This window comes from Streptomyces sp. NPDC005805, assembly GCF_040630445.1.
Lineage (GTDB): Bacteria > Actinomycetota > Actinomycetes > Streptomycetales > Streptomycetaceae > Streptomyces.
In genome coordinates this window covers 1-16333 of sequence record NZ_JBEXXN010000054.1, presented here as the reverse complement: position 1 = coordinate 16333, position 16333 = coordinate 1, and the positions used below count along the sequence as shown (strand labels likewise).

16 protein-coding genes are annotated in these 16333 nt (G+C 75.2%); 5 read left to right on the top strand and 11 right to left on the bottom strand.

Going from position 1 to position 16333, the window contains the following annotated elements:
- Window positions 1-102 precede the first annotated feature (102 nt).
- Entirely contained in the window at window positions 103-882 is a 780-nt protein-coding gene (locus ABZ457_RS24520; RefSeq protein WP_359160976.1) for an SGNH/GDSL hydrolase family protein, read from the bottom strand.
- A gap of 63 nt (window positions 883-945) precedes the next feature.
- On the opposite strand from ABZ457_RS24520, the gene ABZ457_RS24515 reads away from it, so the two are divergent.
- Complete coding sequence (locus ABZ457_RS24515) at window positions 946-1992, top strand: maleylpyruvate isomerase family mycothiol-dependent enzyme (RefSeq protein WP_359160973.1); 1047 nt, start codon at window positions 946-948, stop codon at window positions 1990-1992.
- A gap of 520 nt (window positions 1993-2512) precedes the next feature.
- Here the strand turns inward: ABZ457_RS24515 and ABZ457_RS24510 are convergent.
- From ABZ457_RS24510 to tnpA, 5 genes are all read right to left on the bottom strand, one after another.
- Entirely contained in the window at window positions 2513-3529 is a 1017-nt protein-coding gene (locus tag ABZ457_RS24510) for a hemolysin family protein (protein ID WP_359160970.1), read from the bottom strand.
- A complete protein-coding gene (locus ABZ457_RS24505) occupies window positions 3526-4938 on the bottom strand; it encodes a hemolysin family protein (RefSeq protein WP_359160967.1) in 1413 nt (470 codons plus the stop codon). The genes ABZ457_RS24510 and ABZ457_RS24505 overlap by 4 nt, the downstream gene beginning before the upstream one ends.
- Before the next feature lie 259 nt (window positions 4939-5197).
- Entirely contained in the window at window positions 5198-5668 is a 471-nt protein-coding gene (locus ABZ457_RS24500) for a GNAT family N-acetyltransferase (RefSeq protein WP_359160964.1), read from the bottom strand.
- A gap of 120 nt (window positions 5669-5788) precedes the next feature.
- Window positions 5789-6463, bottom strand: coding sequence for a class I SAM-dependent methyltransferase (locus ABZ457_RS24495; protein ID WP_359160961.1), 675 nt, complete (start codon window positions 6461-6463; stop codon window positions 5789-5791).
- A gap of 158 nt (window positions 6464-6621) precedes the next feature.
- A complete protein-coding gene (gene tnpA, locus ABZ457_RS24490) occupies window positions 6622-7038 on the bottom strand; it encodes an IS200/IS605 family transposase (RefSeq protein ID WP_359160958.1) in 417 nt (138 codons plus the stop codon).
- 26 nt (window positions 7039-7064) lie between these two features.
- Here tnpA and ABZ457_RS24485 point away from each other — a divergent pair, with 26 nt between their 5' ends.
- Window positions 7065-8282 (top strand): RNA-guided endonuclease TnpB family protein, encoded by a 1218-nt coding sequence (locus ABZ457_RS24485; RefSeq protein WP_359160955.1) that lies wholly within the window; start codon window positions 7065-7067, stop codon window positions 8280-8282.
- A 15-nt stretch (window positions 8283-8297) separates the two neighbouring features.
- On the opposite strand, the gene ABZ457_RS24480 is transcribed toward ABZ457_RS24485, so the two are convergent.
- The 4 genes from ABZ457_RS24480 to bioB form a co-directional block, all read right to left on the bottom strand.
- Window positions 8298-8681 (bottom strand): VOC family protein, encoded by a 384-nt coding sequence (locus tag ABZ457_RS24480; RefSeq protein ID WP_359160952.1) that lies wholly within the window; start codon window positions 8679-8681, stop codon window positions 8298-8300.
- A gap of 80 nt (window positions 8682-8761) precedes the next feature.
- Complete coding sequence (gene bioD, locus ABZ457_RS24475; protein WP_359160949.1) at window positions 8762-9490, bottom strand: dethiobiotin synthase; 729 nt, start codon at window positions 9488-9490, stop codon at window positions 8762-8764.
- Window positions 9491-9660: 170 nt separating this feature from the next.
- The gene (locus tag ABZ457_RS24470; RefSeq protein ID WP_359160946.1) at window positions 9661-10977 is read right to left on the bottom strand and encodes an adenosylmethionine--8-amino-7-oxononanoate transaminase; all 1317 of its coding nucleotides are present in this window, start codon (window positions 10975-10977) and stop codon (window positions 9661-9663) included.
- Window positions 10970-12190, bottom strand: a complete 1221-nt coding sequence (gene bioB / locus ABZ457_RS24465) for a biotin synthase BioB (protein WP_359160943.1) — start codon at window positions 12188-12190, stop codon at window positions 10970-10972. Before bioB ends, ABZ457_RS24470 begins: the two co-directional genes overlap by 8 nt.
- A gap of 146 nt (window positions 12191-12336) precedes the next feature.
- On the opposite strand from bioB, the gene ABZ457_RS24460 reads away from it, so the two are divergent.
- Together ABZ457_RS24460 and ABZ457_RS24455 are read left to right on the top strand one after the other, a co-directional pair.
- Complete coding sequence (locus tag ABZ457_RS24460) at window positions 12337-13500, top strand: 8-amino-7-oxononanoate synthase (protein WP_359160940.1); 1164 nt, start codon at window positions 12337-12339, stop codon at window positions 13498-13500.
- Between the two features lie 521 nt (window positions 13501-14021).
- Window positions 14022-14450, top strand: coding sequence for an ATP-binding protein (locus ABZ457_RS24455; RefSeq protein ID WP_359160937.1), 429 nt, complete (start codon window positions 14022-14024; stop codon window positions 14448-14450).
- A gap of 69 nt (window positions 14451-14519) precedes the next feature.
- On the opposite strand, the gene ABZ457_RS24450 is transcribed toward ABZ457_RS24455, so the two are convergent.
- The gene (locus tag ABZ457_RS24450) at window positions 14520-15452 is read right to left on the bottom strand and encodes a LysR family transcriptional regulator (protein ID WP_359160934.1); all 933 of its coding nucleotides are present in this window, start codon (window positions 15450-15452) and stop codon (window positions 14520-14522) included.
- 88 nt (window positions 15453-15540) lie between these two features.
- Here ABZ457_RS24450 and ABZ457_RS24445 point away from each other — a divergent pair, with 88 nt between their 5' ends.
- On the top strand, window positions 15541-16185 hold the full coding sequence (locus tag ABZ457_RS24445; protein WP_359160931.1) for a LysE family translocator: 645 nt from the start codon (window positions 15541-15543) through the stop codon (window positions 16183-16185).
- Window positions 16186-16333: the final 148 nt, after the last annotated feature.

The window sequence follows — 16333 nt, the reverse complement described above, 5'->3', positions numbered from 1 at the left end:
GACCCGCGGTCCCGGTTGTGCCTTGCTACGAGAGCCGTGCCGCCCGGCGAGGAGGTGTCCGGCCCTGATCCGCCGGACACCTCCCGGGCGGCGCGGGGCCCGTCACGGCCGCGGCGGCTCGTACGGCAGCAGCTCGGGGCGCTTGGCGGGCAGGCCGTCGCCCGAGGAGCGGCCGGTCAGCCGGCGCCCGATCCACGGGCCGAGGTGCTGCCGGGCGAACCGCAGGTCCGCCGCGCGCCGGGCCGCCCACCGGGCCGGGGCGCCCGGCGGCAGCGGCGCCCGCCAGTCGTCCTCGGCGTCCAGGCCCAGGGTCTGCCAGACCGCCTCCGCCACCCGGCGGTGCCCCTCGGAGGTCAGATGCAGCCGGTCCACGTCCCACATCCGCTGGTCGCCCAGGGCGGGCGACCCGTACAGGTCGACGACGAGGGCGCCGTACTCCGCCGCGAGGGCGTCCACATGCGCGAACAGCTCCTCCATGCGCGGGCGGAAACGTTGCAGCACCGGCCCCTGGCGGCCCGGGGAGCGCATCAGCACCAGGGTGGTGCAGGTGGGGGCGAGCCGTGCCACCGCCTCTTCCAGCAGCCCGCGCACCCGCCCCATGTCGCAGGACGGGCGCAGGGTGTCGTTCAGCCCGCCGACCAGGGTGACCAGGTCCGCCTTCATCCCGGCGGCGAGGTCCACCTGCTCGTCCACGATCTGCCCGATGAGCTTCCCGCGGACCGCGAGGTTGGCGTAGCGGAACCCCGGGGCGCGGCCCGCCAGCCGGGCCGCGAGCAGGTCCGCCCAGCCGCGGTACGTCCCGTCGGGCAGCCGGTCGGACATGCCCTCGGTGAACGAGTCGCCGACCGCGACAAAACTGGTGTAGGTGGCATTCATCTCCATGGCGCAGCGATCGTACCGCGCGGTAGGGTCCCTCGGTTCCGTACCGGGGAAGGGGAGCGAGCTGTGAGCGACGCACTGCTGAACGCGCTGGCCGAGGCGCTGGCCGGGGTGGTGGCCTCGATCGACGCGAGCGACGAGGAGGAGCTCGATCCGGACATCGCGGTGCGGTGGCTGGAGGACGCCGGCGCGGTCCTGGACCGGCTGTCCCCGGCCGGCCGGACGCGCCTCGCGCGCCTGTTCCGCGACGCGGCCGCCCGGCAGCCCGCGGGCCCGGCGCGGTCGGCCCTGCTGCGGGTGCCGGAGGGCTTCGGCCTCGACGACGACCAGCACGAGCGGTACTGCGACGAGATCGAGCACCTGGTCCGCCGCCTCACCGCCCTGGCCCGTGACGCCGACCCGGCCGCGCCCGTGCCCACCTGCCCCGGCTGGACCGTCGCCGACCTGGTCCGCCACCACGGCACCACGCACCGGTGGGCTGCCCACACGGTCCGCATCCGCGCGGCGGAGCGGGTATGGGCCCGGGACGTCCCCCTCGACCTCCCGGACGACCCGTCCGGCCTCCCGGACTGGCTCGCCCGCGCAGCGGACGCCTCCCTGGCGGTGCTCCGCAAGGCCGACCCGGACACCCCGATGTGGTCCTGCGGCGCGGACCAGCGCGTGGCGCACTATCCGCGACGGCTGTTGTTCGAGGCGGTCGTCCACCTCGCCGACGCGGAACTGGCGCTCGGCGCCGACCCGGTGATCGAGCCGGGCACGGCGGCCGACGGGATCGAGGAGTTCCTGGAGAACCTCCCCCTGCTGCCGCACCTCGCGGGCCCGGTCGCGGAACTGCCCGCCGGGTCGCTCCTGTTGTCGGCCCGCGACTCGGGCGCCGTGTGGACGATCTCCTTCGGCCCGGACGGCTTCGCCTGGACGCCGAACCGGCCCGCGGGCCCGCCGGTGTCCCACGACCACCCGTCCGCCGCCGACCGCCCGGCGGCGGAGGTCACGGCGGACGCGGCGGACCTCCTGCTCCTCGTCTACGGCCGCCGGGCGCCCGGCGACCCGGGCATCACGGTCACGGGCGACCGGCCCCTGCTCGCCGCGTGGCGCGCGGCGACCGCGTTCTGAGCCGCGCCGCGCTCACGGGGGCCGGGCGGCCCGGCGACCGGCGTCCCCCAGGTGCGTGAGCCTGCCGCGCTCACGAGCCCGGCTGCCGCTGCACCCCTGGGCCGGGCCCGGACGTGCCCGGGTGGCTTGGGCAGGGCCGCCACAGCGGGGCACGCACGCCACGTGTCGGCCCGCGGGCTGACAGGCGTGGACCCGTGTAGGGCCCACGCCCGCCGCCCTGGAGCGCTCGGCCCCCGCGGGCGGTGTGCTCACGGCGCCGGGCGGCGCCCGCGCCCGGCCCACTCAGCGCGGGCACGCCCGCAGCGCTCACGGGCGGGGCTGCCGCTGCACCCGCCCGTGACGACACAGCGGGGCGCGCACCCCGCAGGGGCCCACGAGACCATGCCCCGGATGTGGCGGGTGCCTGGCGGGGCCGCCCCGGCGGCGCGCGCACGCCACGTGCAGCCCGCGCGGGTTCACGGGAACCCGTAGCGGGCCCGTGCCCACGCCCGCCGCCCCGGGGCGGCGGCGCCCGCCGTGCTCACCGCTCCGGGCGGCCCACCAGTTCGCGGAGGATGTCCTCCATCGTCACCAGACCCTCCGGCCGCCCCCGTTCGTCGAGGACGGCCGCGAGGTGGGTGCGGCTGCGGCGCATCGCGGTCAGGACGTCGTCCAGGGGGGTCGTCGCCCGGACGCGGGCGATCGGCCGCATCGCCGAGACCGGGAACGGCAGATCGCGCGGCTGCGCGTCCAGCGCGTCCTTGACGTGCAGATAGCCCAGGATCCGGCGGCCCGGGTCGATCACCGGGAAGCGCGAGAAGCCGGACTCGGCCGACAGCCGCTCCAGCTGCTCCGGTGTCGTGCCCGCCTTCGCGTACACCACCTGCTCCACCGGCCGCACCACGTCCCGCACCGGCCGGCGGCCCAGCTCCAGCGCGTCGCGCAGCCGCTCGGCCGAGCGGTCGTCCAGCAGACCGGCCTCGCCCGAGTCCTGCACCAGCGTGGCGAGTTCGTCGTCGGAGAAGGTCGCCGCGACCTCGTCCCTGGGCTCCACCCGCAGCAGCTTCAGCAGCCCGTTCGCCAGCGCGTTGATGGTGAAGATGACCGGCCGCAGCGCGCGGGCCAGCGCGACCAGCGGCGGGCCGAGGAGCAGCGCGGTCCGCTGCGGCTCGGCGAGCGCGATGTTCTTCGGCACCATCTCGCCCAGCAGCATGTGCAGATACGTGGCGACGGCCAGCGCGATGACGAACGACAGCGCGTGCACCAGCCCGTGCGGCACCCCGACCGCGTCGAAGAGGGGTTCCAGCAGATGGGCGATGGCCGGTTCGGCGACGATGCCGAGGACCAGGGTGCACAGGGTGATGCCGAGCTGCGCGGCGGCGAGCAGCGCCGAGACGTGCTCCAGGCCCCACAGGACGCTGTGCGCCCGCTTGTTCCCGGCCTGGGCCTCGGGCTCGACCTGGTCGCGGCGCACCGAGATCAGGGCGAACTCGGCGCCGACGAAGAAGGCGTTGGCCACCAGGGTCAGCAGACCGATGGCGAGCTGGATCGCGATCACCGGCCCGCCTCCCCGGCCGTGTCGCCGCCGTTCCCGCCGTCGCCGTCGCCGTCGCCGTCGCCGTCGTCCCCGGGCGTGCCGTCACCCCCGGCCGGCGCGGACCCCTCCGGCGGCTCGTGCATCAGCACCCGCGCGGCCCGCCGCCCCGTCGCGTCCACCACGTCCAGCCGCCAGCCCGCCACGTCGACGCTGTCGCCCTCGGCCGGGATACGGCCCAGTTCCGTGGCCACCACCCCGGCCAGGGTCTCGTAGGGCCCGTCCGGCACCCGCAGCCCGATCGTCGCCAACTGGTCGGTCCGGGCCGCGCCGTCCGCCGACCAGAGCCGGCGCCCGTCGGCGTCCTCACCCGCCCGCGCCAGGTCGGGGGTCTCGTGCGGGTCGTGCTCGTCCCGCACCTCGCCCACGACCTCCTCCACGATGTCCTCCAGGGTCACCACCCCCGCCGTCCCGCCGTACTCGTCGATGACCACGGCCATCGCGGAACGCCCCGACAGCCGGTCCAGCAGCCGGTCCACGGTCAGCGACTCGGGGACGAGGACCGGCTCGCGCAGCATGTCGGTCACCGGCAGCCGGGTCCGCTCGGCGGCCGGGACGGTGAGCACGTCCTTGATGTGCGCGATGCCCACCACCGTGTCGAGACCGCCCCGGTAGACGGGGAAACGCGACAGGCCGGTCGCCCGGGTGGCGTTGGCGACGTCCTCGGCGGTCGCCTGGACATCGAGGGCCATCACCTGCACGCGGGGCGTCATCACGTTCTCCGCGGTGAGTTCGGCCAGGTTGAGGGTGCGGACGAACAGCTCGGCGGTGTCGGCCTCCAGCGCGCCCTCCTTCGCCGAGTGGCGGGCGAGGGCGACCAGCTCCTTGGGGCTGCGCGCGGACGCCAGCTCCTCGGTGGGCTCCATGCCCAGCCGGGTCACGATGCGGTTGGCCGCGGCGTTCAGATGCGCGATCAGCGGCCGGAACGCGGCGGTGAACACCCGCTGCGGCGTGGCGACCACCTTCCCGACGGCCAGCGGCGAGGAGATCGCCCAGTTCTTCGGCACCAGTTCGCCGACGACCATCAGCACCACCGTGGACAGGGCGGTCCCGAGGACCAGCGCCACCGAGGAGGCCACCGACGGCGCGAGGCCCAGGTCCTCGACCGGGCCCCGGATCAGCTGGGCGATCGACGGCTCGGCGAGCATGCCGACGACCAGATTGGTGACGGTGATGCCGAGCTGCGCGCCGGAGAGCTGGAAGGTCAGACTCCGCACGGCCTTCAGCGCGCTCGCCGCACCCCGTTCGCCGCGCTCGGCGGCGCGCTCCAGCTCACCGCGTTCGACGGTGGTGAGCGAGAACTCCGCCGCGACGAAGGCCCCGCAGGCGAGCGACAGCAGGACGGCCACCAGAAGCAGGCCCACTTCGGTCATCGGACCGCCTCCGTCCGGTGGCCCGGACGTGCCGGGACGGGGTCGGGGGCCGGCGTTCGACGGGTGGGACGGGGCTCGGGCCCGGTCCGGTGGGGAGGCTCGCCCATGCGCGGACGCTCACACCTTTCGTACGGGGAGGGGCCGGAACGCCCTCATCGTAAGCGTCCTTCTGTCCGCTTCCGGGGGACGCCATACGTCCGCCCTGCCCGGTGTCCGATCGCGGCACGTCGGTCCCACACGTCGGTCCCACACGTCCGTCTCACACGTACGGCTTGACCCAGCGCCGCCAGTGGTCCTCCCGGTGGTAGCCGGCCGCCGCCCAGGCGTGCCGGGCGCGTTCATTGGCCTCCAGCACCATCGCGTCGCCGCGCCGCCCGCCCACGGCGGCGAAACGGCGCTCCGCCGCCCGGAGCAGTGTGGCCGCGATGCCCCGGCGGCGGTGGGACGGCAGCACGGCGAGCCGGTAGAGGGAGCAGCGCCAGCCGTCCCAGCCCGCGATGACCGAGCCCACCAGGATCCCGTCCGCCTCGGCGAGGATCAGGGCCTCGGGGTCACGGGCGATCAGGCGGGTGACGCCGTCGAGGTCGTCGGTGATGCTGGTGCCCTCGGCGGCGGTCCGCCAGAAGGCGAGCACGGCCTCGGCGTCGGACGCGACGGCGGTACGGATGCGGGGCCCGCCGGCGGGGCCCTCCGCCGGGGACCGGGTGGTCGGGGTGTCGGTGCCGTTCATGGCCGGGAGCCAAACACGGGCCGGGCGCGTCCTGCCAACGGATTCCACGGTGCGGGACGGTCCGCGGCGCGCGGGACGGCAGGCGACGGGAGGGGGACGGGAGTGCGACGGGGCGTCGGCTCAGGCGCCGGCCGGGCGGCGGGCCGTGCCGATGACGCAGGGGGAGGTCGGCAGGCGCGGGCCCGTCTCGGGGATGCGCAGCCTGCGGTACGCACCGAGTTCGAAGCCCGCCGCCTCGATCGCCGCGACCGTGTCCCGCGCGGTGTGGCAGCCGCCGAAGAGACGCGGCCACACCGTCCGGTCCAGCGCGCGCTGGGTGCGGGCCAGACCGGGCGTGGCCGCCACGCCGTGCTCGAAGAAGCGGAGTTCGCCGCCCGGCCGGAGCACCCGCCGGATCTCGGCCAGCGCCCGGTCCACGTCCCGCACCGAGCACAGCACCAGTGACGCCACCGCCGCGTCGAACGCCTCGCTCTTGACCGGCAGGGCCTCCGCCGTGCCCGGCACCACGTCCACCGGGACGTCCGCGCGCACGGCCGCCTCGACCGCGGCGCGGCGCAGGATGCGTTCCGGTTCCAGGGCGACCACCTCGCTGACGGCCGGGGGATAGTGCGCGAAGTTCAGGCCGTTGCCCGCCCCGATCTCGATGACCCGCCCGGACAGCCCGGTCAGAAGTTCCGCGCGGTAGGCGGCGATCCCGCCCTTGAGGTCGGCGGAGACGCTGAACCGTGCGTAGAGACGGGCGAAGAGCGGGTGGCTGACGGCGTCACCGGACACCTTCGCGGAGCGCGGGACCATGGGGGGACCTCCTCGGAGGGGCGCAGCCGGTCAGGGCCATTCTCCCCACCGAGCGCGCCGCCCACCCTCTCCGGCCGACTCGCTACTGGGACTAATCGCAGTGCACCGGGCTTTGGCCCGGTGGTGAAGTGATTCTCAGAAGTGCTCTGACCCGCAGGTCACAGCGGACGATTCTGCTGCTCGATGTACTGGCGGACGATCGACAGCGGGGCCCCGCCGACCGACCCGGCGAAGTACGAGCCGGACCACAACCGCTGAGCCCGCCAGTAGTGCCGGACCAGCTCCGGGTACTCCTGGCGGAGCCTGCGGGAGCTGACGCCCTTCAAGCTGTTGACCAGTTTCGACAGGGCCACCTTCGGCGGGAAGTTCACCAGCAGATGGACGTGGTTGTTCTCGCCGTTGAACTCGACCAGCTCGCACTCGAAGTCGGCGCAGACCGCCCGCATGATCTCTTCCATGCGCGTCAGGTGCGCGCTGTTGAAGACCTTGTGCCGGTACTTCGTCACGAAAACCAAGTGCGCATGAAGGGCGAACGTGCAGTGTCTACCAGTGCGGATGTTCTGATACTCAGCCATAAACCAACTGTAGTACGCTGATCGGCATGCAGCTCAGGTACTCCTTCCGGATGTACCCGAACGGTCCGCAGCGCTCGGCGCTGGCCAGGGCGTTCGGGTGCGCACGGGTCGTCTTCAATGACGCGCTTCGCGTCCGTGAGGACGCCCGCGCCGCCGGGCTGCCAGTCGTCACCTCCGCCGAGCTGGGCAAGCGGCTCACCGAGGCGAAGAGGACCGAGGAACGGGCCTGGTTGAGCGAGGTCTCCGCCGTGGTACTCCAGCAGTCCCTCAGGGACCTGGACACCGCCTACCGGAACTTCTTCGACGGCCTCAAGGGCAAGCGCCCCGAGATGGGCGCACCCCGGTTCAAGAGTCGCAAGGACAACCGGCAGGCCGTGCGGTTCACCGCGAATGCCCGCTGGAAGATCACGACGGGCGGAGACCTGTCGTTGCCGAAGGTCGGCGACGTACGGGTGAAGTGGTCCCGTGCTCTGCCGTCCGCCCCGTCAACGGTGACGGTGATCAAGGACGCTGCGGGACGGTACTTCTGCTCGTTCGTCGTAGAGAGCGAGCCGGACGAGACCCTGCCCGAGGCAGCCGCCGAAGTCGGTATCGACCTGGGCCTGTCCCACTTCGCGATCCTCTCCGACGGCACGAAGATCGACAGCCCGCGCTTCCTGCGCCGGGCCGAGAAGAAGCTCAAGAAGGCGCAGCAGAACCTCAGCCGGAAGGCGAAGGGTTCCAGCAACAGGGCCAAGGCCCGCATCAAGGTCGCCCGCGCTCACGCGAGGGTGGCCGATGCTCGGCGCGAGTTCCACCACCAGCTCTCAACGAAAATCATCCGTGAGAACCAAGCGGTTGCCGTTGAGGACCTGGCGGTCAAGGGACTCGCCCGCACGCGCATGGCCAAGTCCGTCCACGACGCCGGGTGGTCGGCGTTCGTGAGCATGCTGGAGTACAAGGCCGCCCGGTACGGGCGCACCCTCATCAAGATCGACCGGTTCGAGCCGACCTCCCAGGTGTGTTCGCAGTGCGGCGTCAACGACGGCCCCAAGCCCCTCCACGTCCGTGTGCGGGAGTGCAGGGTGTGCGGGGCCGTCCTCGACCGGGACATCAACGCGGCGGTCAACGTCGCCAAGGCCGCCGGACTGGCGGTGCCAGCCTGCGGAGCACGGGTAAGACCGGGACTCGTCCCGGCACAGCGCCAAGAAACAGGAACCCACCGAGACGGTCAGCCGACCGTGGTAGGAATCCCCGCCCTTTAGGGCAGGGAGCGGAAGTCAAGGAGCCGCGTCGTTCCCCGCGCCCTCGCCCGTGTCGTGGCCCGCGACGAAGCAGAACTCGTTGCCCTCCGGGTCCGTCAGCACCTGGAAGCGGCCGTGGTCGTCCGTGACGACGGCACCGACGCGCAGCGCCCCCAGCCGGACGGCCTCGTCGGCCGCGGTGTCCACGTCCCCCGCGTCGAGGTCCAGGTGCAGCCGGTTCTTGGCGGCCTTGCCCTCGGGGACGCGCTGGAAGGCGAGGCGCGCCCAGCCGGGCGGGTCCACGTAGGACCAGTCCGGGGAGCGGTCCACCGGGTCGCCGCCGACCAGGGCCGCCCAGAAGCGGACGAGGCGGGCGGGGTCGTGGCAGTCGAAGACGATCTCGTCGAGACGCGCGCGCATGCGCTCACCCTAGGTCGTGTCCGGCGGACCTGGCATCGGGCGGCGGCCGGCGGCACACACCCTGCGCGGCGGCCCGGGCCTCAGGGGGCGGCCGGGGGCCGGTGGGCCGTGGCGAAGGCGGACGCGTCCCAGCGGCCCCCGAGGGCCGGGGCGAACCAGTCGGCGGCCGCCCGCCGGAACGCGGCGGGCGCCAGCGCGCCCGCGCCCTCCGGGACGGCGCCCAGCAGGGGCGCGCCCGCCGCCTCGGGGAGGTCCGCCAGATTGCATCTGGCCGCCAGATCCGGCGCGTCCGGCCAGCTCCCGACGACCACGCCGAGCTGCTCCAGCCCTCGCGTGCGCAGCGCCTCGGCGGTCAGCGCGGTCGCGTTGAGGGTGCCGAGCCCGGCCGCGGCGACGACCAGGACGGGCGCGCCGAGGAGCGCCGCCGCGTCCGCGAGGGTGCCGCCCGTGTCGTCGAGGCGCACCAGCAGTCCGCCCGCGCCCTCGACGAGCACCAGGTCGTGCTCGGCGGCCAGCTTCCCGGCCGCCTCCGCGACCCGGTCCGGCCCGACCGGGGGCAGACCGGCCCGCCGCGCGGCCGTCGCCGGGGCCAACGGCTCGGGGAACCGGGCCAGTTCGGCGGTGGTGACGGGACCGGCCAGGCGCGCGGCCTCGGCCGCGTCGCCCGGCTCACCGGCGGCGACCCCGGTCTGCGCCGGCTTCAGCACGGCGACGGACCGGCCGCCCGCGGCGGCGAGGGCGGCGACGGCCGCGGTGACCACGGTCTTGCCGATCCCGGTTCCCGTACCGGACACGACGATCACTGGCATGGTGCGCTGTCGCTTTCTGTTCCCGTTGCTCATCGATGTTCCGGAGCCCGAGGCCCCGGCGACCCGAGGTCCGAGCCCCGAGGCCCCGGCGACCCGAGGCCCCGCGTCCTGCCCCCGGGAGCCGGACGCCCCCGGCGCGGCGGGCCCCGGAGCCGGAGGCTCCCCGTCCGCTACCCCGCCTGCGCCGCCGCGCACACCGCCCGGCAGACGCGCGCTAGGTCCTCGTCCCCGGTGACATACGGCGGCATCACGTACACCAGATCGCGGAACGGCCGTACCCAGACCCCCTCGCGCACCGCCGCGGCCGTGGCCGCCGCCATGTCCACCGCGTGGTCGAGCTGGACGACCCCGATCGCGCCGAGGACGCGTACGTCCACCACGCCCGGCAGCTCCCGGGCCGGGGCCAGCCCCTCGCGCAGGCCCGCCTCCAGCCGCTTGACCTCCTGCCGCCAGTCCTGACCCAGCAGCAGATCGATCGAGGCACAGGCCACGGCCGCGGCCAGCGGGTTGCCCATGAAGGTCGGCCCGTGGGCCAGCACCGGCACCTCGCCCCGCGAGATCCCGTCCGCCACCCGCGCCGTGCACAGCGTCGCCGCCATCGTCAGATAGCCGCCGGTCAGGGCCTTCCCCAGGCACATCACATCCGGCGAGACCCCTGCGTGGTCCGCCGCGAACAGCTCGCCCGTGCGCCCGAACCCGGTCGCGATCTCGTCGAAGACCAGCAGCACCCCGTGCTCGTCGCACGCCTCGCGCAGCACCCGCAGATACGCGGGGGAGTGGAAGCGCATCCCGCCCGCGCCCTGCACCACCGGCTCGACGATCACCGCCGCCGTCTCGTCCGCGTGCGCCGCGATCAGGTCCCGCAGGCCCTGTGCGTACGTCTCCTCGTAGGCGGCGGGCGGCGCGTCGGCGAAGACCTGGCGGGGCAGGACGCCCTGCCACAGCTCGTGCATCCCGCCCTCCGGGTCGCACACCGACATCGGCTGCCAGGTGTCCCCGTGGTAGCCGCCGCGCCAGGTCAGCAGCCGCCGCTTCTCCGGGCGGCCGAGCGAACGCCAGTACTGGAGGCACATCTTGACCGCGACCTCCACCGACACCGAGCCCGAGTCGGCGAGGAAGACGTGCCGCAGCGGCTCGGGGGTGATCTCCACCAGCCGGGCCGCCAGCCGGACGGCGGGCTCATGAGTGAGCCCGCCGAACATCACATGGCTCATCCGGCCGAGCTGGGCGGTCGCCGCCTTGTTCAGCACCGGGTGGTTGTAGCCGTGCACGGCCGACCACCAGGACGCCATCCCGTCGATCAGCTCCCGCTGCCCGTGCACCTCCCGGGCCAGCCGCAGCCGCACCCCGGACGCCGACTCGACGACCAGCGGGTCCGTACGGCCCGGCATCGGGCCGTACGGGTGCCACACATGCGCCCGGTCCAGGGCGAGCAGCGCGTCCGGGGTGTACGCGGCACCGGCCGCGGGGGAGGCGGGGTCAGGCATTGGGGGCGATGTCCGTCCCCGCGCCACGGCGGCGCACCGCGACCAGGTCGGTCCGCGCCGCACCGGCCACGGGCTCGGCCGTCACGGTCTCCGCCGCCACCGGTTCGGCCGTCACGGTCTCCGCCGCCGGGGCCTCTGCGCCGCAGCCGCCGCCTCCGCCCTCGCCGCCGTCACCGCAGACGGAACCGCAGCCGCCGCCGCCCGCCGTGGTCCGGTGCCCGGGCAGCGTGGTCGTGTCCGTGCCCTCCACCTCGAAGCCGGCGTCCGCGATCATCTCCAGGTCCGCCTTGCCCGCCTGGCCCTCACTGGTCAGGTAGTCGCCCAGGAAGATCGAGTTCGCCAGGTGCAGCGCCAGCGGCTGGAGGGTGCGCAGATGCACCTCGCGGCCGCCCGCGAGCCGGACCTCCACGTCCGGGCAGACGAACCGCACCATCGCCAGGATGCGCAGCGCCCGCTGCGGGGTCAGGTTCCACTCCTTGGCCAGCGGCGTCCCCTCGAAGGGGATCAGGAAGTTCACCGGCACCGAGTCCGGGTCCAGCTCCCGCAGGGCGTAGACCACGTCGACCAGGTCCTCGTCGCTCTCGCCCATGCCCGCGATCAGCCCGGAGCACGCCGACAGCCCCGCCGCGTGCGCCTTGTTGACCGTGTCCACGCGGTCCGCGTAGGTGTGCGTGGTGGTGATCTCGCCGTAGGTGCCCTCGGAGGTGTTCAGGTTGTGGTTGTACGCGTCCGCGCCCGCGTCGCGCAGCCGCTCGGCCTGGCCGTCGGAGAGGAGCCCGAGGCAGGCGCACACCTCCACGCCCTCGTTCTGCTCCTTGATCGCCTCGATGGTCTTCGAGACCCGGTCCACGTCCCGGTCCGTCGGGCCGCGCCCGCTCGCCACCAGGCAGACGCGCTTGGCGCCCCCGGCCACACCCGCGGCGGCCGCCTCGGACGCCTGCTCGGGCTTCAGCCAGGTGTACTTGAGGATCTCCGCCTTCGACCCCAGCCGCTGGGAGCAGTACGAGCAGTCCTCGGGACAGAGTCCGGACTTGAGGTTGACCAGGTAGTTGAGCTTCACCCGCCGCCCGAACCACTGGCGGCGCACCCGGCCCGCCGCGGCCACCACATCGAGCAGATCGTCGTCGGAGGTCGCCAGCACGGCGAGCGCTTCTTCACGGGTCGGCAGCTCGCGCCGCAGCCCCTTCTCCACCAGCGTGTTCAGCAGGTCCATGGCGCTGATCCTTACCCACGGCACGGGCCCCGGCCAAGGAGGAACTCGACAACAGGGCTCGATTCAGGTGTGTGCATGGCCACATCCCGGACAGGGCGCGGGCCGGTTAGGGTCTGTCCGCTGCCTACAAAAGGACCGGACTCCTCATGCCGCTGGCCCCGCAGGATCCCTTCGACTGGATCGACGAGGAGGCGCACCGCCGGGCACGCGCCGGTCTGGTGCGCACCCTGCGGCCCCGGGAGGCGGGTGCCGGGCCGCTGGACCTCGCGAGCAACGACTACCTCGGCCTGACCCGCCGGCCCGAGGTCACCGCGGCGGCCGGCGCGGCGGCGGAACGCTGGGGCGCGGGCGCGACCGGGTCCCGGCTGGTCACCGGCAGCACCGCCCTCCACGCCGAGCTGGAGCGCGAACTCGCCGCGTTCTGCGGCTTCGAGGCGGCCCTCGTGCTCTCCTCCGGCTACGCGGCCAACCTCGCCGCCGTCACCGCGCTGAGCGGCGGCCCGGACGGGCTGATCGCCTCGGACGCTGGCAACCACGCCTCGATCGTCGACGGCTGCCGGCTCGCCCGCGCCGAGACCGCCGTCGTCCCGCACACCGACCCGGAGGCCGTGCGCAAGACCCTCGGCGCCCACCCCGGCCGCCGGGCCCTCGTCGTCACCGACTCGGTCTTCTCCGTCGACGGGGACGCCGCGCCCCTGCCCGAACTGGCCGCCGTCTGCCGCGAGACGGGCGCCGCCCTCCTCGTCGACGACGCGCACGGGCTGGGCGTCCTCGGCGAGGGCGGACGCGGGGCCCTGCACGCGGCCGGGCTCGCGGGCGCGCCGGGGGCGGTCGCGACGCTCACCCTCTCCAAGTCCCTGGGCAGCCAGGGCGGCGCGGTGCTCGGCCCGGCCCGCGTCATCGAGCACCTGGTCAACACGGCGCGGACCTTCATCTTCGACACCGGTCTCGCCCCGGCCGCGGCGGGGGCGGCGCTGGCGGCCCTGCGCGTCCTCGGCCGCGAGCCCGGTCTCGCGGACCGGGCCCGGGAGGTCGCGGCGGAGCTGCACACCCGGCTCACGGCGGCGGGGCTGACGGCGGCGCGGCCGGACGCGGCGGTCGTCTCCGTGCGCGCGCCGTCGCCGGAGGCGGCACTCCGGTGGGCGGCGGACTGCCGGGCGGCCGGCCTGCTCGTCGGCTGCTTCCGGCCGCCGTCCGTCCCCGACGGCATCTCCCGCATCCGCCTCACGGCCCGCGCGGACCTCACGGACGCGCAGCTCGCCACGGCGGTGTCGACGATCCTGACGACGGCGCCGCGCGACGACGCCTGAGCGGCGGCCGCGCCCCGCGCGGGTGCCCCGGCCGGCCGGCGCGGTGCGGACACCCGGGCGGGGGCGGCCTCGTGTCCCGGCGGGCCCCTGCCGACGCGTTGCGCGTCCCCGGGCACTGGGCGGGCACCTGCCCGCCGCCCGGTGCCTCGGCGGGCCCGCGCCGCCGCCGGGCACGGCCCCGGGCCCCGGCGCGAGGCGGACACCCGCACCGGCGCCGCCCCGGTGCGGCGCCGCCTCCGACCGACCCGCCGCCCGGCGGGCCCCGCGGCGCACACCGGCGCGGTCCGGGTCGCGTGGGGGCGCACACCCCGCCGCGTTCCCGCACCGAGTGCCCCCATATGCGGTTTCCCGGCGCACAGTTCACTTCTTCGAGCGACAGTTGCCTCCGGATCCGGGCGGATTCGTCCCGCAGCCGCCACCGCGGATGGCAGTCTGACGGCGCGGGGCGATCCGGGCGGGCCGCCCTCGCGTGCCAACCGCCGCGACCCCGCGGGCGGCCCGGGTGGGAAAGGGACAGCGCCATGGCAGACCGTCACGAAGCATCCGTCACACTGCCGAGCGACCCGGCCTCCGTCTCCGTCGCGCGCCGGCACGCCGTCGAGGCCGTCCGCTCCTGGGGGCTGCCGGACGACAGCGACGCGGTCGACACCGTGCGCCTGATCGTCTCCGAACTCGCCACCAACGCCGTGCAGCACACCTTCGGGATGTCGCCGACCTTCCGCGTCGACCTGTGTCTGGAGCGCGACGAGCGCCTCACCATCGGGGTGACCGACAGCCACCCGCGTCATCCGCGCAGGCTCCCCGCGGCCGTGCGCCAGGACAACGGCCGCGGAATGGGGATCATCCGCACCCTCACCGCGCAGTACGGCGGCCGGCTCTCGGTCACGCCCACCGACGAGGGCGGCAAGACGGTCTGGATCGCGCTGCCCTGGACCGTCCCGGTCTGCTGAAGCCCCCTCCGCCGAAGCCGCCCGCGCCCCCGCCGAAGCCCCCGCGCCCTCACCCTTCACCCCTCACCCTCACCCCGGGCCGGCCCGTCCCGGTCGCCCCGCCCTGCCGAACGACGCCCGCAGCAGCGCCCGCAGCGAACGCGCCGCCGCCCCGGACTCCACGCCCCGGTGCGCCACCGAGATCGTCCGCCGGAACGCGGCCGGCTCCAGCCGCCGGGACTGCACCGGCGCCGCCGACATCGCCGCGACCATCTCCGGCACCACCGCCACCCCGATCCCCGCGCTGACCAGCGAGCACACCAGCGCGTACCCCGGCGACTCGCACTCCACGGCCGACCGCGCCCCGGCCGCCGTGAGCGCCCCCTCCACCCCGCGCCGGGGCGGATGCGACGGCGCGCTGCTGATCAGCGGCTGCCCGGCGAGCGCCGACACCGGCAGCCGCCCCGTCCCGTCGGCCAACGCGTGCCCCGCGGCCGTGATCAGGACCAGTTCCTCCACCAGCAGCGGTTCCAGCACCACCCCCGGCGGCACCGCCGCCGCCTCGGCCGGCTCATAGGTGTGGGTCAGGGCCAGGTCCGCGTCGCCCCGCGCCACCGCCGCGACCCCCCGCGGCGGTTCGTACTCGGCCACGGCCAGCTCCACGTCCGGGTGCGCCCGCCGGAACGCGCTGAGCACCGGCGGCAGCAGATGCACCCCGACCGTGGTGAACGTGCCCACCCGCAGCCGCCCGCCGGACAGGCCCGCGACCACGGCCAGCTCCTGCCGGGCGCGGTCCAGTTCGTCCAGCACCCGCCGGGCGCGCTCCGCGAGCAGCTCGCCCGCGGGCGTCAGCCGGGTGCCCCGGTGGTGCCGCACCAGCAGCGGCGCGCCCGCCTCGCGCTCCAGCTTCGCGAGCTGCTGGGAGAGCGCGGGCGCGGTGTACCCGAGCCGGCCCGCGGCCCGGGTGATGGACCCGTCCTCCGCGACGGCGACCAGCGCGGCGAGACGGACCGGGTCGTACATGGCGCCCCCTGTGGCTTAAGCACTGCTTTCGGCAGACCCAGCAGACTGTGAGTACACGGTAAAGGGTCCGCCGGGGCAGGCTGGGGCCATGGACGCACAGCTCATCGCCTTCATCCCGATCGCCGCGGGCATGGTCGCCGTGCCCGGCGCGGACTTCGCCGTCGTCGTCCGCAACGCCCTCGCCTCACAGCGGGCCGGCGCCGCCTCGGCCGTCGGGGTGGCGGGCGGGCTCCTGGTGCACACCGCCCTCGCCGTCGCGGGGCTCGCGGCCGTGCTCGTCGCCGTGCCCGCGCTCTACCGCACCCTCCAGCTCGCGGGCGGGGCGTACGTCCTCTGGCTGGGCGTACGCGCCCTGCGCTCCGCGCTCCGGACGCGCGGTACGCGGGACGGCCTGACCGGGGCCGAGGACGCGACCCCGCCCGTGCCCGGACCCGCCCGGGCGCTGCGGCAGGGCTTCCTGACCAACGTCCTCAACCCCAAGGCGCCCGTGCTGTTCCTGAGCCTGCTGCCGCAGTTCGTCCCGGCCGGGGCCGCGGTGCTGCCGCGCACCCTGCTCCTCGCCGGGATCGTCGTCCTGCTGGCGCTGCTCTGGTTCCCGCTGGTCGCCCTGCTGGTCGACGGCCTCGGCCGGTGGCTGCGCCGCCCCCGCGCGACGCGGGCCGTGGAGGGCGCGACCGGTGGCGCGCTGACCCTCCTCGGCGCGGGTCTGCTCGCGCAGCCGCTGACGCACTGACAGCGGCGGGGCGCCCGGCCAGTGCCGGCGCGCACCGCGACCACGGCGGCCGGCCGGGGCGGAGACGCCCGCCGCCCCGGCCAAAGTCAACGGCCGGGTGCTAGCGCACCCGGCCGTAGGAGAACCAGCTGGTGCACCCCGCCGGTCA

Coding starts and splice junctions, on each gene's coding strand:
- ABZ457_RS24520 (WP_359160976.1), bottom strand. CDS start 882: ATGGAGATGAATGCCACCTACACCAGTTTTGTCGCGGTCGGCGACTCG.
- ABZ457_RS24505 (WP_359160967.1), bottom strand. CDS start 4,938: ATGACCGAAGTGGGCCTGCTTCTGGTGGCCGTCCTGCTGTCGCTCGCC.
- ABZ457_RS24500 (WP_359160964.1), bottom strand. CDS start 5,668: ATGAACGGCACCGACACCCCGACCACCCGGTCCCCGGCGGAGGGCCCC.
- ABZ457_RS24495 (WP_359160961.1), bottom strand. CDS start 6,463: ATGGTCCCGCGCTCCGCGAAGGTGTCCGGTGACGCCGTCAGCCACCCG.
- tnpA (WP_359160958.1), bottom strand. CDS start 7,038: ATGGCTGAGTATCAGAACATCCGCACTGGTAGACACTGCACGTTCGCC.
- ABZ457_RS24485 (WP_359160955.1), top strand. CDS start 7,065: ATGCAGCTCAGGTACTCCTTCCGGATGTACCCGAACGGTCCGCAGCGC.
- ABZ457_RS24480 (WP_359160952.1), bottom strand. CDS start 8,681: ATGCGCGCGCGTCTCGACGAGATCGTCTTCGACTGCCACGACCCCGCC.
- bioD (WP_359160949.1), bottom strand. CDS start 9,490: ATGCCAGTGATCGTCGTGTCCGGTACGGGAACCGGGATCGGCAAGACC.
- ABZ457_RS24470 (WP_359160946.1), bottom strand. CDS start 10,977: ATGCCTGACCCCGCCTCCCCCGCGGCCGGTGCCGCGTACACCCCGGAC.
- bioB (WP_359160943.1), bottom strand. CDS start 12,190: ATGGACCTGCTGAACACGCTGGTGGAGAAGGGGCTGCGGCGCGAGCTG.
- ABZ457_RS24460 (WP_359160940.1), top strand. CDS start 12,337: ATGCCGCTGGCCCCGCAGGATCCCTTCGACTGGATCGACGAGGAGGCG.
- ABZ457_RS24455 (WP_359160937.1), top strand. CDS start 14,022: ATGGCAGACCGTCACGAAGCATCCGTCACACTGCCGAGCGACCCGGCC.
- ABZ457_RS24450 (WP_359160934.1), bottom strand. CDS start 15,452: ATGTACGACCCGGTCCGTCTCGCCGCGCTGGTCGCCGTCGCGGAGGAC.
- ABZ457_RS24445 (WP_359160931.1), top strand. CDS start 15,541: ATGGACGCACAGCTCATCGCCTTCATCCCGATCGCCGCGGGCATGGTC.